General features: G+C 52.4%; 14 protein-coding genes. 9 read left to right on the forward strand and 5 right to left on the reverse strand.

Annotated features, from left to right (window positions below; genetic code table 11):
- The first annotated feature begins 58 nt into the window (after positions 1-58).
- The 4 genes from dam to trpS are packed head-to-tail and all read left to right on the forward strand — an operon-like array spanning position 59 to position 3299.
- On the forward strand, positions 59-874 hold the full coding sequence (gene dam, locus MUA00_RS16945) for an adenine-specific DNA-methyltransferase (RefSeq protein WP_271124195.1): 816 nt from the start codon (positions 59-61) through the stop codon (positions 872-874).
- A gap of 44 nt (positions 875-918) precedes the next feature.
- A complete protein-coding gene (gene rpe / locus MUA00_RS16950) occupies positions 919-1596 on the forward strand; it encodes a ribulose-phosphate 3-epimerase (RefSeq protein WP_271124196.1) in 678 nt (225 codons plus the stop codon).
- A complete protein-coding gene (locus MUA00_RS16955) occupies positions 1589-2302 on the forward strand; it encodes a phosphoglycolate phosphatase (protein ID WP_271124197.1) in 714 nt (237 codons plus the stop codon). Before rpe ends, MUA00_RS16955 begins: the two co-directional genes overlap by 8 nt.
- A complete protein-coding gene (gene trpS, locus MUA00_RS16960) occupies positions 2295-3299 on the forward strand; it encodes a tryptophan--tRNA ligase (protein WP_271124198.1) in 1005 nt (334 codons plus the stop codon). Before MUA00_RS16955 ends, trpS begins: the two co-directional genes overlap by 8 nt.
- 57 nt (positions 3300-3356) lie before the next feature.
- On the opposite strand, the gene cysG is transcribed toward trpS, so the two are convergent.
- The 4 genes from cysG to nirB all read right to left on the reverse strand — a co-directional run bounded on the left by cysG (position 3357) and on the right by nirB (position 8594).
- Positions 3357-4730, reverse strand: coding sequence for a siroheme synthase CysG (gene cysG, locus MUA00_RS16965; RefSeq protein ID WP_271124199.1), 1374 nt, complete (start codon positions 4728-4730; stop codon positions 3357-3359).
- A gap of 13 nt (positions 4731-4743) precedes the next feature.
- Positions 4744-5550, reverse strand: coding sequence for a nitrite transporter NirC (nirC, locus tag MUA00_RS16970; RefSeq protein ID WP_271124200.1), 807 nt, complete (start codon positions 5548-5550; stop codon positions 4744-4746).
- A gap of 168 nt (positions 5551-5718) precedes the next feature.
- The gene (gene nirD, locus MUA00_RS16975) at positions 5719-6048 is read right to left on the reverse strand and encodes a nitrite reductase small subunit NirD (RefSeq protein WP_271124201.1); all 330 of its coding nucleotides are present in this window, start codon (positions 6046-6048) and stop codon (positions 5719-5721) included.
- Positions 6045-8594, reverse strand: a complete 2550-nt coding sequence (gene nirB / locus MUA00_RS16980; protein WP_271124202.1) for a nitrite reductase large subunit NirB — start codon at positions 8592-8594, stop codon at positions 6045-6047. The genes nirD and nirB overlap by 4 nt, the downstream gene beginning before the upstream one ends.
- A 228-nt stretch (positions 8595-8822) precedes the next feature.
- On the opposite strand from nirB, the gene MUA00_RS16985 reads away from it, so the two are divergent.
- On the forward strand, positions 8823-10118 hold the full coding sequence (locus MUA00_RS16985; RefSeq protein ID WP_271124260.1) for a cytosine deaminase: 1296 nt from the start codon (positions 8823-8825) through the stop codon (positions 10116-10118).
- A gap of 18 nt (positions 10119-10136) precedes the next feature.
- Here MUA00_RS16985 and tsgA read toward each other — a convergent pair whose 3' ends face one another.
- Entirely contained in the window at positions 10137-11324 is a 1188-nt protein-coding gene (gene tsgA / locus MUA00_RS16990; protein WP_271124203.1) for an MFS transporter TsgA, read from the reverse strand.
- Positions 11325-11604: 280 nt separating this feature from the next.
- Here tsgA and ppiA point away from each other — a divergent pair, with 280 nt between their 5' ends.
- From ppiA to MUA00_RS17010, 4 genes are all read left to right on the forward strand, one after another.
- Positions 11605-12177, forward strand: coding sequence for a peptidylprolyl isomerase A (ppiA, locus tag MUA00_RS16995; RefSeq protein ID WP_271124204.1), 573 nt, complete (start codon positions 11605-11607; stop codon positions 12175-12177).
- A gap of 106 nt (positions 12178-12283) precedes the next feature.
- On the forward strand, positions 12284-12454 hold the full coding sequence (locus MUA00_RS17000; RefSeq protein ID WP_271124205.1) for a YhfG family protein: 171 nt from the start codon (positions 12284-12286) through the stop codon (positions 12452-12454).
- On the forward strand, positions 12444-13046 hold the full coding sequence (locus MUA00_RS17005) for a putative adenosine monophosphate-protein transferase Fic (protein ID WP_271124206.1): 603 nt from the start codon (positions 12444-12446) through the stop codon (positions 13044-13046). Before MUA00_RS17000 ends, MUA00_RS17005 begins: the two co-directional genes overlap by 11 nt.
- 504 nt (positions 13047-13550) lie before the next feature.
- Positions 13551-14720: a carbohydrate porin gene (locus MUA00_RS17010; protein ID WP_271124207.1), complete on the forward strand. Its 1170-nt coding sequence runs from the start codon at positions 13551-13553 to the stop codon at positions 14718-14720.
- Positions 14721-14825: the final 105 nt, after the last annotated feature.

Genomic DNA, 14825 nt, shown 5'->3' on the forward strand with positions numbered 1-14825 from the left:
AGCGCAGTCGCTGTCGGAACCTTTCCACAGCTGGAGAAGGTGTAAATAGTTAGACAGCATGAAAAAAAATCGCGCTTTTCTGAAATGGGCAGGGGGGAAATACCCCCTGCTTGACGACATAAAGAAGTATCTGCCAGAAGGTGATTGTCTGATTGAGCCGTTCGTTGGTGCAGGCTCTGTCTTTCTGAACACTGACTATTCACGCTATATCCTTGCGGATATCAACAGCGATCTGATTAACCTGTACAACATTGTCAAAGCGCGTACCGACGAGTATGTTCAGGAAGCCCGCAGCCTGTTTACGCCGGAATGTAACGACGGTGAAGCGTTCTATCGTTTCCGTATCGAGTTTAATCAGTGCAAAGACGCGTTTCGTCGCGCGGTGCTGTTTTTGTATCTTAATCGCCATTGTTACAACGGCCTTTGTCGTTATAACCTGCGTGGTGAATTCAATGTGCCGTTTGGCCGCTACAGCAAGCCCTACTTCCCCGAAGAGGAACTGTACCATTTTGCCGAGCAGGCCCAACACGCTACTTTTGTCTGTCAGTCGTATGATGTGAGCATGATGGATGCCGCCGCGGGCTCGGTGGTGTATTGCGATCCGCCGTACGCGCCGTTGTCGGCCACGGCGAATTTCACGGCTTATCATACGGATAGCTTCAGCATAGTGCAGCAGCGACACCTGGCTGCGCTTGCAGAAAGTTTGCAGGAAAACCGTATCCCGGTGCTGATTTCCAATCATGACACCGAACTGACGCGGATTTGGTATCAGCAGGCGAAGCTGCATAAGCTGCAGGTCAGACGCAGTATCAGCAGAAATGGCGGAACGCGTAACAAGGTGGACGAACTGCTGGCGCTTTACGGCGTAGCCTGAGCCGTTTCGTTCGCCTCAAAAATGACAATATATTGGAGAAGCGGATGAAACAGTATTTGATTGCCCCCTCAATCCTGTCTGCCGATTTTGCCCGCCTGGGCGAAGACACGGCCAAAGTATTGGCTGCAGGTAGCGACGTCGTCCATTTCGATGTTATGGATAACCACTACGTTCCAAACTTGACCATCGGTCCAATGGTGCTGAAATCACTGCGTGATTACGGCATCACCGCGCCGATTGACGTGCATCTGATGGTCAAACCTGTCGATCGCATCATCCCGGATTTTGCGCAGGCCGGCGCCAGCATTATCACCTTCCATCCCGAAGCTTCCGAGCACGTTGACCGTTCCCTGCAGCTCATTAAAGAGCACGGCTGTAAAGCAGGCCTGGTGTTTAACCCAGCAACCTCGCTTAGCTGGCTGGATCACGTGATGGATAAACTGGACGTCATTTTGCTGATGTCCGTAAACCCGGGCTTCGGTGGACAGTCGTTCATTCCGCATACGCTGGAAAAACTACGCCAGGTGCGTGAGCGCATCGATGCTTCCGGATATGATATTCGCCTTGAAGTCGATGGCGGCGTGAAAGTTGATAATATTGCGGAGATTGCCGCGGCGGGCGCGGACATGTTTGTCGCAGGTTCGGCCATCTTCAGTCAGCCTGATTATAAAGCAGTCATCGATCGCATGCGCGATGAACTGGCAAAGGTAAGTCATGAATAAGTTAGAAAAAATTCGCGGTGTCGCCTTTGATCTGGACGGCACCCTGGTGGATACGGCGCTGGGCTTAAGCCAGGCGATGGATCAGACGCTCTACGCGCTTGAATTGCCAACGGCCGGCGAAGAAAACGTCGAAAAATGGATTGGAAACGGCGCTGACGTGCTGGTTCAGCGCGCGCTAACGTGGGCGTTAAAAGGCCAGGAGCCGCAGTTCGATCAGTGCCTTATCGCGCGTAAACTGTTTGATAACTTCTATGCGCAAACGGTCGACGAAGGCAGCTTCCTGTTCCCACACGTCGCCAGCACGCTGGCCGCGCTGGCAGAAAATGGCCTGCCAATGGGCCTGGTGACCAATAAACCCACGCCGTTTGTTATGCCCCTGCTTGAGAAACTAGGCATCGCGCAATACTTCCAGGTAGTTATCGGCGGCGATGATGTGGAAAATAAGAAACCGCATCCGGAGCCGCTGTTTAAGGTCATGGAAAAGCTTAACCTGAGCGCGGAAGAGCTGCTGTTTGTGGGGGATTCCCGCAATGATATTCTTGCCGCACAGGCTGCGGGCAGCCCTTGTGTTGGCATGACCTACGGTTACAACTATGGTGAAGCTATTGAGCTGAGCAAACCGGACGTCGTGTTTGATAAGTTCAGTGACTTATTGCCCGCTCTCGGGCTCCCTTGCAAAGAAAATCAGGAAACAGAACATGAGTAAGCCCATCGTTTTTAGCGGCGCACAGCCTTCAGGTGAATTAACCATTGGTAACTACATGGGTGCGCTGCGTCAGTGGGTTCACATGCAAGACGATTACCACTGCATTTACTGCATCGTTGACCAGCACGCGATCACCGTGCGTCAGGATGCGAACGCGCTGCGTAAAGCGACGCTCGATACGCTTGCGCTATATCTGGCCTGCGGCATCGACCCGGCTAAAAGCACTATCTTCGTTCAGTCCCACGTGCCGGAGCACGCGCAGCTAAGCTGGGTGCTGAACTGCTATACCTATTTCGGCGAGCTGAGCCGCATGACGCAGTTCAAAGACAAATCATCGCGTTACGCTGAGAATATCAACGCCGGGCTGTTCGATTATCCGGTACTGATGGCCGCTGATATTCTGCTCTACCAGACCAATCTTGTGCCGGTGGGCGAAGACCAGAAGCAGCACCTGGAGCTGAGCCGCGATATCGCTGCACGCTTTAATGCGCTGTATGGCGACATATTTAAAGTGCCGGAGCCGTTTATTCCTAAGTCCGGCGCGCGCGTAATGTCCCTGCTGGAACCGACCAGGAAGATGTCCAAATCTGACGATAACCGCAACAACGTTATCGGCCTGCTGGAAGATCCAAAATCGGTGGTGAAAAAGCTTAAACGCGCGGTAACCGACTCCGATGAGCCGCCTGTTGTACGCTACGACGTAGTAAACAAAGCCGGGGTTTCCAACCTGCTGGATATCATGTCTGGCGTAACAGGGAAAACTATCCCGGAACTCGAGCAACACTTTGAAGGCAAAATGTATGGTCACCTGAAAGGTGAGGCTGCCGAAGCCGTCTCAGGTATGCTGATTGAACTTCAGGAGCGCTATAACCGCTACCGCAATGACGAAGCCTTCCTGCATCAGGTTATGAAAGACGGCGCTGAAAAAGCTCGCGCGCACGCCAGCGCAACGCTGAAAAAAGTGTACGAAGTGATTGGCTTTGTTGCCCAGCCGTAAGGCCAGAGCAATAAAAAAGGAGGCGAAAGCCTCCTTTTTACGTTCTGTGCATAACGATCAGTGATTTGAGAACCAGTTCAGCTTATCGCGCAACGCAACCACGCGCCCGACAATAATCAGCGACGGGCTTTCAACCTGCGTCGCCAGTTCGCCAAGTTCACTCAGCGCTCCGCTGACGACACGCTGCTTAACGGAGGTGCCGTTTTCCACCAGCGCTACCGGCATATCGGCAGGCATTCCGTGACTGATGAGGTTTTGTTGAATAGCTGGCGCCTGGTTCAGGCCCATATAAAACACCAGCGTTTGCTTTTCTGCCGCCAGGTTTTCCCAGTCCAGTTCGCCGCCCGTTTTCAGGTGTCCCGTTACCAGCCGCACGCTTTGCGCATAGTCACGGTGAGTTAACGGAATGCCGGAATAAGCGGAACAGCCTGACGCCGCGGTAATTCCCGGCACAACAGAGAAAGGGATACCGCCGCTACACAGCGTTTCCAGCTCTTCGCCACCGCGGCCAAAGATAAACGGATCGCCGCCTTTCAGACGCACCACGCGCTTACCTTTCTGGGCTTCACGCAGTAGGATCTGATTAATTTCCTCCTGCGGCACACAGTGGAAACCTGCTCGTTTACCGACAAACACACGATCCGCATCGCGACGAACGAGGTTCATGATGTCATCGGAGACGAGACGGTCATAAACCACAACGTCCGCCTGCTGGATCTGTTGCAGCCCTTTAAGGGTCAGCAATCCTGCATCGCCAGGTCCCGCGCCTACCAGCACCACTTCGCCACGGTTATCCAGCTCGGCGGCAAACATAGATTCGGTTTCCTGGGCGATAGCCTTCTGGTCTTCGTTTGCCAGATACTGCGCCAGCCGGTCGTTGGTGAAGAATTTTTCCCAGAAGCGGCGGCGTTCGCCCATGGTGGTAAATTTCGCTTTGACTCGCCCGCGCAGCGTACCTGCATAGCCGGCAATTTTGCCCAGATGCAGCGGCAGGATGGATTCGAGTTTTTCCCGCAGCAAACGCGCCAGCACCGGTGAAGTGCCGCCTGAGGAGACGGCGACCATCAGCGGCGATCGATCGATAATCGACGGCATAATAAAGCTGGCTTGTTTAGGCGCGTCGACCACGTTGCAGAAAATGCGGCGCGATTCGCACGTATCGCTGACCTGCTGATTAACTTCGTCGTTATCGGTTGCGGCAATCGCCAGCCAGCAGGTATCAAGCAGCGAAGGGGAGAATTCACCCGGTTCAAGAGTGAGCATGCCCTGTTCCGCCCACACTTTGAATTGCGGTGTGAAGTCCAGGGCATTAACGGTGACGCGAGCACCTGCCTCCATCAATAAACGTGCTTTACGCTCTGCGACATCGCCACCGCCAACCAGCAGGCAGGCGCGATCTCGTAGCTGACAAAATATGGGCAGGTGATCCACGGTCAATCCTCAATTATTGGCGTACAGTCTCAGGCGCAGCGATTCGCTCTGGCTGTGGGCGTTCGGCTTTTGGCGTAGCATACCAATAACCCAGACCCATGAATACTACACCGGAAAGGGTATTCCCAAGCGTTACCCACAGCAGGTTATGGCCGATTCCGCCTAGCGTATAAGCCTCGCTATGGTGACCAAACCAGGACAATGCAAACAGCGTCATATTGGCGATGGAGTGTTCGTAGCCGGAAGCGATAAACGCCAGCAGACACCACCAGATAGCGATGAATTTCGCCGCGCCTTCGGTACGAATTGCCATCCAGATCGCCAGACAAACCAGCCAGTTACACAGCGCGCCTTTGAAGAACAGCGTCATTGCTGGCGCGGTGGTTTTTGCCAGCGCGACGGTGTGGACGATGCTGGTATCAACCGGCAGCAGGCTACCGCCTCCCCAGCTATACAGCAGTGCGACAAACACCGAACCCACCAGGTTGCCCAGCCAGGTTTGCGGCAGAATCGCCCACATCTGGCCGTGAGAAATAGTCCCCGCTTTAACGCCAAAGGTCAGGAACATGGTGTGGCCGGTGAACAGCTCGGAGCCTGCGATGATGACAAGCGTCAGGGCGATACCAAAGGTCGCTCCCATAACCAGTGGGCGAATAGAAGGATCGAGCAAGTTTCCGAGGGTGAAGATAAGGATAATGCCGAGGCCGACGTAGGCGCCCGCCATTGCAGAGCTGACCCAGAAACCGAGCGGGCTGTTTTTCGACAGCTGGGCAATACGAGCGGCATTCGCCGCACATTTATTAATGGTATCGGTGAACATTTTTGTTATCCCAAATAGTTGAAAATAATAAATAAAAGATAAGTCAGGTAATGTGTGCTTTCCGATCCTGAATATCGCAGGGCGAATAAGCGGCGCGCCATCCGCCGCCTAAAAGATGCGGTGGAAGGCGCTACGTTTTTCCACCCTACGCTTCGGTCGGAATAATTTTTATTGAGCTTTTATCTGTACCATGCCGTCCTGAACGCGCGCTGCAAAATGCGCGACGGAGCGGCTTTCATCTTCCATGCACAGCCCGTCACGCAGACGGAAACGCTGTTTTTTCAGCGGGCTGGCAACCCACAGTTCGTTCTGGTGCTCGGCAATTAACCCGCGAGACAGCACGCTCGCTTTAAAGAAGGGGTCGATATTGCTGATGGCGTAAATCTGCTCGTCGTTGCGCGGGCGGAAAATCGCTACCTGCTCATCGCCCAGCAGCGCGCAAACGCCGGTTGCTGGCAGAATGTCGTTTAACTGACAAACGGTAGTCCACTGGCTCATACGATTTCCTCCGCTTCTACCATGGTGACTGGGATACGCTCGTAAGGCGTGGCCGGACGGTGCTGAGCGCGCTCGGGTACAATTTGCACGTTCGGGTCACGCTGCGGGCTGTTGATGAAGTGTTTGAAGCGAACCTGCGCTTCTGGCGTGTTCACCGTTTCGGTCCATTCGCAGATCACTTTCTCACGCAGGCGAGCCAGTTCCGCTTCGAGCTGGGCGTTCAGACCCAGTTTGTCTTCGATAATGACTTTTTGCAGATACTCAATGCCGCCTTCCAGGTTTTCCAGCCACACGGAAGTACGGGTCAGCTTATCGGCGGTACGAATGTAGAACATCATGAAGCGGTCGAGATAGTTAATCAGCGTGTCGCGATCCAGGTCCGCCGCCAGCAGATCCGCATGGCGTGGTTTCATGCCGCCGTTACCGCAGACGTACAGGTTCCAGCCTTTTTCGGTGGCGATAATGCCCACGTCTTTACCCTGCGCTTCCGCACATTCACGGGTACAACCGGATACGCCGAACTTCATTTTGTGCGGAGTACGGATACCTTTGTAACGGTTTTCCAGCTCTACGCCGAAGCCTACGCTGTCGCCGACGCCGTAACGGCACCAGGTGCTGCCCACGCAGGTTTTCGCCATGCGCAGCGCTTTCGCGTAGGCGTGGCCGGTTTCAAAGCCTGCCTCAATCAGTTGACGCCAGATTTCTGGTAAATCATCTTTCTGCGCGCCGAACAGGCCGATACGCTGAGAGCCGGTGATTTTGGTATAGAGGTTGTATTTACGAGCGATGCGGCCTACTTCCATCAGCCCTTCCGGCGTGATTTCGCCGCCGGCGGAACGCGGGATTACCGAGTAGGTGCCGTCTTTCTGGATGTTGCCCAGGAAGTTGTCGTTGGTGTCCTGCAGCGGGGTGTGCTGAGGCTCGAGCACATAATCGTTCCAGCAGGAGGCCAGCAAAGAACCCACGGTTGGTTTACAGACTTCGCAGCCGTAGCCTTTACCGTATTTAGTCAGCAGTTCGTCGAAGGATTTAATGCCTTCAACACGGATCAGATGGTAAAGCTCCTGACGGGAGAACGCGAAGTGCTCGCACAGGTTGTTGTTAACTTCGATGCCCTGTTTGGCCAGCTCGGCGTTCAGCACCTGGGTTACCAGCGGAATACAGCCGCCGCAGCCGGTACCGGCTTTGGTTTCTGCCTTCAGCGCCGCAACGGTGTGGCAGCCTTTGTTGATGGCGTTAACCAGATCGCCTTTGGTGACGTCGAAGCAGGAGCAAATCTGCGCGGTATCCGGCAGTTTATCGACGCCGATGGAAGGTTTGCCGCTGCCGGCATGAGAAGGCAGAATCAGCGCGTCCGGGTTTTCCGGCAGCTCAATGGCGTTCAGGACAAGCTGCAGCAGGTTGCCGTAATCGCTGGTGTCGCCAACCAGGACCGCGCCCAGCAAAGTTTTATTGTCTTCGCTGACTACCAGACGTTTATAAACTTCTTTGCTTTCGTCCAGGTAAACGTAGCTACGGGCGTTTGGCGTGCGAGCGTGCGCATCGCCAATCCCGCCAACGTCCACGCCCAGCAGCTTGAGTTTGGCGCTCATGTCTGCGCCTTCAAAGGCGTTTTCGCTGCCTAACAGATGGTCGGCCGTGACCTGCGCCATTTTGTAGCCCGGGGCAACCAGGCCATACACGCGGTTGTTCCAGCTTGCGCATTCGCCGATGGCGTAGATGTCCGGATCGGAGGTCTGGCAGCTATCGTTGATGGCGATACCACCACGCTGTGCTGTAGCCAGGCCACATTGGGTAGCCAGTTTGTCGCGCGGACGGATACCGGTTGAAAAGACGATAAAGTCGATTTCAAGCTCGCTGCCATCGGCAAAGCGCATAGTTTTACGCGCTTCTTTCCCTTCCTGAACGATCTCCAGGGTGTTTTTGCTGGTGTGAACCCGCACGCCCATGCTTTCGATTTTGTTGCGTAACTGCTCGCCGCCCATCCGATCAAGCTGTTCTGCCATCAGCATTGGCGCAAATTCGATAACGTGAGTTTCCACGCCGAGGTTTTTCAGGGCGCCTGCCGCTTCCAGACCAAGCAGACCGCCGCCGACGACGGCGCCGCGTTTACTGCGGCGAGCGCAGGCTTCGATTGCGTTCAAATCTTCAATGGTGCGGTAGACGAAACAATCTTGCGTTTCGGAACCTTTAATTGGCGGGATCCACGGGTAGGAGCCTGTCGCCATAACCAGTTTGTCGTAATACACGGTACGACCGGTATTAGAATGAATCACTTTTTCCTGGCGGTTAATGGTGATGGCGCGTTCGCCCACCAGCACATTGACGCCGTGCTTCTCATAGAAGCCTTCGCGAACCAGGGATAATTCTTCAGCGGTATGGTGGGAAAAATAGGAAGAGAGATGCACGCGGTCGTAGGCTTTGCGCGGCTCTTCACAGAAAACGGTAATGTCGAACTGGCCGGGCTGGGCTTTATCAAGTAAGTCCTCGATAAAGCGATGGCCGACCATGCCATTACCGATAATTGCGATTTTGACTTTGCTCATAATTGCCTCAATTTCTTTTCTATTACCGCCTACCTTAACGATTCAGCAAAGCCGATTATTGATGCAAATCAAATACGCCTTTATATACCCATTAAGAGGTATATGGTTGATTTGAAGGGATTTTTCTAAGTTATGGAATTGGTTGGTTTTTCACCATGAGGGAAAATCAGGCGTTAAACGCAGAGATTGTGCTAGAAGTAAGCACAGGGCTATCGCAATGGAGGCATGATGAGAAACGCATCCCTGGAACTGATTCAAAATGTTCGCCTGACCGGGCGGCCTGGAGTGTGGCAAATAGCCATTGAAGGCGGACGTTTTACCTCGATAAAACCCATGGGCGAAACGCTGCCGGAAAGCCAGCTAACCCTTAATGGCCGTGGCGGCCTGGCCGTCGCCCCTTTTATTGAGCCGCACATTCATCTCGACACAACGCAAACAGCAGGACAGCCGAGCTGGAATCAATCCGGCACGCTGTTTGAAGGCATTGAACGCTGGGCGGAGCGCAAAGCGCTGCTTAGCCATGAAGATGTTAAGGAGCGTGCGTGGCAGACGTTGAAATGGCAGATAGCCAACGGTATTCAGTATGTGCGTACCCATGTTGATGTCTCTGACCCGACGCTGACGGCGCTAAAGGCGATGCTGGAAGTTAAGCAGGAAGCGGCGCCCTGGGTCGAGTTGCAGATAGTCGCGTTTCCGCAGGAAGGCATACTTTCCTATCCGAACGGCGAAGCTTTGCTGGAAGAAGCGCTCCGGCTGGGGGCGGACGTTGTAGGCGCGATCCCGCACTTCGAATTTACCCGCGAATATGGCGTTGAGTCGCTGCATAAGGCCTTTACGCTGGCGCTGAAATATGACCGTCGGGTGGACGTTCATTGCGATGAAATCGACGACGAGCAGTCGCGCTTTGTGGAAACCGTGGCGGCGCTGGCCCACCGCGACGACATCGGTGAACGCGTTACCGCCAGCCATACCACCGCCATGCATTCCTATAATGGCGCTTACACGTCGCGCCTGTTCCGTCTGCTGAAACTTTCCGGCATTAACTTTGTTGCCAATCCGCTGGTGAATATTCATCTGCAGGGGCGTTTTGATGATTATCCGAAACGGCGCGGCGTAACCCGCGTGAAGGAGTTGCTGGAAGCCGGAATTAACGTCTGCTTTGGGCATGATGACGTTTTTGACCCATGGTATCCGCTGGGCACCGCCAATATGTTGCAGGTGCTGCATATGGGGCTGCACGTGTGCCAGATGATGGGCTATCAGCAAATCGATGAAGGACTAAAGCTAATCACGGATAACAGCGCCCGAACGTTTGGCGTGAAAGAGTACGGAATTGACGAGGGTAAACCGGCGAATTTAATTATTCTGCCAGCGGAAAGCGGTTTTGATGCGGTGCGCCGTCAGGTGCCGGTGCGCTGGTCCGTGCGTGAGGGAAGGGTGATTGCGACAACACAGCCGTCACAAAGCTGGGTGATGCTCAATGAGAAAGAAGAGATTCGATATGGCGGACCCTCTCCCCGCTGAAGGGAGAGGGGCTCAGGTTTAGTGCGCAGCAGCCGCTACGTTATGCTGACGGTGTTTGGTCACCAGACCGAGCACCACGCACATAACAAAGACGACGGCATACAGACCGTTTGCCGTTTGCAGCGCCGCATGTGGGCCGCTGTGGGCAACAATCGGGCCGGTGACCACGAAGGTCAGCATGGTGCCGATGGTGCCGCAGGTCAGGACGAAGTTAACCAGTTTTGGCGAAGCGACTTTGGTTTGCAGAGAACCAAGCGTAATGATGGTGGTGTAGATGGCGCTGGAGAAGAAGCCCAGAGCCAGGATAAACCACGCAAGATGTGTAGGTTCGCCGGTGTTGAACAGGTACATCAGCACGGTCGCCGCGCCCGCAAGCACCATCAGGATGCGTTGCAGATCGAAGAAGCGCAGGACAAAACTGAATATCCACATGCCAACCATGTATGACATCCAGAAGTCGCTCACCAGTTTGCCCGCATCGTTAATGTCCATGCCCAGGCTTTTGGCGTATTCAGGGACCCAGGAGATAAAGCCCAGTTGACCGAGGATGTAGCACAGGGCAGCGATAGACAGGAACAGCACGCCGATGCCCCATTTTTCTTTTGCGACCGGCTGAGCGTCATCTTTTTTCGCGTGTTTGCCCAGCACCGGGAATTCGCACCCTAAGGTCAGCAGGAAGATAGCGACATACACCAGACCGATGCAGACATAGACCCAGTACCAGTTAATGCTGCGCGCCAGAAGGATCGCGGCGACCATTGGGAAAATCATCCCCGCCATGCTGAAGAAGGAGTCGGTAAACAGCAGACGGGAACCGCGCTGACGTCCTTCGTACATATGGGTGATAAGGAAAGTACCAATCGACATGGTTATCCCGCTCACCAGGCCCAGAACAAACATGGACGCGGAGAAGATAGTCAGGTTGTGGCCCAGAATCAGCCCGGCTACGGCCAGAACCATCAGCAGGAAACCAAAGCGTAACTGGGTTTTCAGCGGCACAATTTCCATCAGCCAGGCGTTCAGGAAGATTGAGATCAGGATGCCAGCGTTCAGGAAGGTGAAGGTGTTACTCATGCTGGAAACGGGCACCTGGAAGTAATCTGCGATGTTTCCCATCACCATCCCGGTGACAATCACCAACGCACCGGTCAGGGCGTAGGAAAAAAAGCTGATCCATAGCAGCTTGGTACGGTTGCTGTTAGTCATATCTTGCCTGTGAATAGAAGTGTAAAGCGCATTGACAGCGCTGTGGGCGGGTGAATTTTAGTCGCGAACGTGATCAATTTAAACATTCAATGTAATTATGTTTAGAAATTGCCGTTCGTTTCATGAGTTGGCTCACATATTTCAATGTGTAAAATCGATTCATACATGCAAGTTATTGATTTGCCGAAAAGTAAAAAACCGTAAAGGGCTGGCGCCGCTCGTCCCTCCTCTTTACACTCTAGCAACTTGCTTCATTCACTGCCTTCGTAAGGAATTCCTGATGCTCAAATCGACTCTGGCGGCTGTTGCAGCTGTATTCGCCATCTCGGCTATTTCCCCTGCTGCACTGGCGGCAAGCGGCGATCCCCACGTCTTATTGACGACCTCTGCCGGTAACATTGAGCTTGAATTAAATAGCCAAAAAGCCCCCGTATCGGTGAAGAACTTTGTTGATTACGTCAACAGCGGTTTCTATAACAACACCACCTTTCACCGGGTGATCCCGGGCTTTATGATTCAGGGCGGCGGCTTTACTGAAGATATGAATCAGAAGCAGCCGAACCCGCCTATTAAAAATGAAGCGGATAACGGCCTGCGCAACACTCGCGGCACCATTTCTATGGCGCGTACCGCAGATAAAGACAGCGCAACCAGCCAGTTCTTTATAAACGTTGCGGACAATGCGTTCCTCGATCACGGCCAGCGCGACTTCGGTTATGCGGTATTTGGTAAAGTTGTGAAAGGGATGGAGGTGGCTGACAAAATTTCTCAGGTGCAGTCCCATGACGTTGGCCCATACCAAAATGTTCCGTCAAAACCGATAGTTATCCTCTCCGCTAAAGTCCTGCCTTAATTTCCTGCGCGCGGGTTGGTTTGACCCGCGCTCCGCCCGCTCCCGGCAACTGTGCAGAATGCTGCTTATACTTGTGGCAAACCAGTGACGCATTAAGGGAGGCGATATGGGCAAGAAACTCACCGATAAGCAAAAATCCCGTCTGTGGCAGCAGCAGCGCAGCCGTTCGTTTCAGGCCAGCAACCGGCTGGAAGGCATCGAAGTTCCGCTGATTACGCTCACGCGTGATGAAGCTCTGGCGCGTATTAGCGAACTGCGGGGTCACTATGAGCGATAAATTCGGCGAAGGGCGCGATCCCTATTTCTGGTCTGGTATTAATGTGCTGCGTAACCGGCTCGATATACGTGAGACTGAACGGCTAAAAGAAGCGGAGTATGAGCTTACCGCGCTACGGGCGGCGACCATTGAGCTGGGCCCGACGCGCATGGGCCTGCCGTGGCTGTGTTCTCTCCATCAGCAGCTTTTTCAGGACATATTTGACTGGGCGGGCGAGCTACGTAAAGTTGATATCTATCAAGGCGATACGCGGTTCTGCCATTTCGAGTATATCGAAAACGAAGGCAACGACTTAATGCAGGAGTTGGAGGATGAACGTTATCTGACCGATCTTGCAAAGCCGGAGTTTATCGAGCGGCTGGCGCATTATTATTGTGAAATAAACGTCCTTCATCCGTTCCGCATTGGCAGCGGTCGGGCGCAGCGTGTGTTCTTCGAGCAACTGGCAATCCATGCGGGTTATGTGCTGGACTGGAACGAAGCGGAGCAAGATGCCTGGCAGGCCGCCAACCAGGCGGGAGCGTTAGGCGATCTCAAGCCGCTCACGGCGATTTTCACTAAAGTGGTGAGCGAGGCGCGGGAAAGCGAATAGAATAGCGCGGTTCTTTTTTTATCCGGGGCCGCTCCCTCGTTCGGCTCCGGCTTATCAAAGAAGCGGGGACCTCACTGCTGCACCGGTTGCCGCAGTAGACTACACCTTTCTCGCTGGCTTACCTCACCCAGCCCCATTATCAGCTGAGTATTATTACTGAAAATCACCGTCATCTGGAATTGTCCTGACGGCAGGTTGTACATCTTATCTTTAATATTATTCACCAATTTTTCTACCCTCTTCCCTGTCATCGCCATCACCTCTGAATGAATGATGAATTTAATTTGTGGTTATCTTGTTAATCTATCCAGTAAAATAAAATACAATAAAAACACTTAAATTTCATGATGATATATTGTTTTTATGCTGTTTTTTTGATTTTTTGTTTTTCTAATTACTCTTTCAAAAATGTGATCTTATACATTTTAATGTAAAACTATATAGTATTTATAATACAGTCGTGCCTAAACAGGAGACCTCAAAATAACTCAAAAGGGATGTTTTATGAAAAAACTATTGTTAGTCACAGCTATCTCTCTGGTGTGTTTCAAAACTGCCGCTGAAATGACCTTCGATACGGCAGCAGGGCAATATAAGCTGTATGGCGACGTTGAATTTGACCTTGATGCGGCCAGTAGTTCGATGCCATTAGATTACTCCAGGCGCAGCGAGTACGATAATGACCGCTGGGACGCGGGCGGACGTATTCTGTTAGGCCTGGATGGCCGCCGTGAGCTTGCCAGCGGGAATTTTGCGGGTTTCCGCGTACAGCCGCTGGCAACCATGCATGACGGAATGTCTCTTGATGACGCGGTATTTTACTTTGGGCAAAAGGATGGGGATAAGAATACGTGGTCGACAAGCATTGGGCGCTTCGAAGCCTACGATATGTTCCCGCTGAATCAGGATACTTTCATTCAGTATTCCGGTAACACGGCGAACGATCTCTACAAAGATGGATTTGGCTATATCTACATGATGAAAGAAGGCCGTGGCCGTAGCAACAGCGGTGGCAATATCATGTTAAATAAAACCATTGATAATCTGTATTTTGAACTTAATGCTCTGCTAGAAGACGGCGTCAGGCTGTTTGGTGACGAGTCTTACCATAATCAAAATCTTACCCGTAAGAAAAATACTATTTATTTACGTCCGGTTATCGCCTGGCACGGCAGTAACTTTTCTACAGCAGTCGCATCAGAAAACAACATTATTAATAATGCTTACGGCCACCAGGATGAAAATGGAAAGTTTAAGGATCTGTCCAGACGAAATGGTTTTGGCTGGACAACCACCCTCAGAGCTGATAACGATATTACCGCTAATATTAATGTTGCCTGGATGAATGCCCAGGATGAAAAAGATTTCACCGCTGCGGCAAACATCCTGTGGGATAAATTTGAAGTTGGCTATATTTACGCGCATAACAAAATTGAGAAATTCTACACGGCCACTGTTAATGGTGACGATTTTATCAATAGCTCTGGTAAATATAACATTAATACCATTCATGCTTCATACCGTTTCGACAACATATTAGATATGGATAATTTCAATATTTATCTTGGTTCCTATTGGTCGCAAATTAAACGTGACTCAGGCGACCTGTATAATGGGGATGATAATTCCGATAACCGTTATGGTGTCCGCGTGCGATTTAAATATTTCTTCTGAGAAGTAAAGTAATTAATTAGATTACGTGTTCTTGTTTATTCAGTTCTCTCTTTTTTGATGTCAACCCTGGAGAGGCTGCGCATCTATATCCATCTGTCATTCAAG

This window comes from Dryocola boscaweniae, from assembly GCF_025215095.1.
Classification (GTDB): Bacteria; Pseudomonadota; Gammaproteobacteria; order Enterobacterales; family Enterobacteriaceae; genus Dryocola; species Dryocola boscaweniae.

Excerpts from the sequence above, each read along its gene's own strand:
- ppiA (WP_271124204.1), top strand. The coding sequence starts at position 11,605 with ATGCTCAAATCGACTCTGGCGGCTGTTGCAGCTGTATTCGCCATCTCG.
- MUA00_RS17010 (WP_271124207.1), top strand. The coding sequence starts at position 13,551 with ATGAAAAAACTATTGTTAGTCACAGCTATCTCTCTGGTGTGTTTCAAA.
- nirD (WP_271124201.1), bottom strand. The coding sequence starts at position 6,048 with ATGAGCCAGTGGACTACCGTTTGTCAGTTAAACGACATTCTGCCAGCA.
- MUA00_RS17000 (WP_271124205.1), top strand. The coding sequence starts at position 12,284 with ATGGGCAAGAAACTCACCGATAAGCAAAAATCCCGTCTGTGGCAGCAG.
- nirC (WP_271124200.1), bottom strand. The coding sequence starts at position 5,550 with ATGTTCACCGATACCATTAATAAATGTGCGGCGAATGCCGCTCGTATT.
- rpe (WP_271124196.1), top strand. The coding sequence starts at position 919 with ATGAAACAGTATTTGATTGCCCCCTCAATCCTGTCTGCCGATTTTGCC.
- tsgA (WP_271124203.1), bottom strand. The coding sequence starts at position 11,324 with ATGACTAACAGCAACCGTACCAAGCTGCTATGGATCAGCTTTTTTTCC.
- MUA00_RS16985 (WP_271124260.1), top strand. The coding sequence starts at position 8,823 with ATGAGAAACGCATCCCTGGAACTGATTCAAAATGTTCGCCTGACCGGG.
- dam (WP_271124195.1), top strand. The coding sequence starts at position 59 with ATGAAAAAAAATCGCGCTTTTCTGAAATGGGCAGGGGGGAAATACCCC.
- nirB (WP_271124202.1), bottom strand. The coding sequence starts at position 8,594 with ATGAGCAAAGTCAAAATCGCAATTATCGGTAATGGCATGGTCGGCCAT.
- MUA00_RS16955 (WP_271124197.1), top strand. The coding sequence starts at position 1,589 with ATGAATAAGTTAGAAAAAATTCGCGGTGTCGCCTTTGATCTGGACGGC.
- trpS (WP_271124198.1), top strand. The coding sequence starts at position 2,295 with ATGAGTAAGCCCATCGTTTTTAGCGGCGCACAGCCTTCAGGTGAATTA.
- MUA00_RS17005 (WP_271124206.1), top strand. The coding sequence starts at position 12,444 with ATGAGCGATAAATTCGGCGAAGGGCGCGATCCCTATTTCTGGTCTGGT.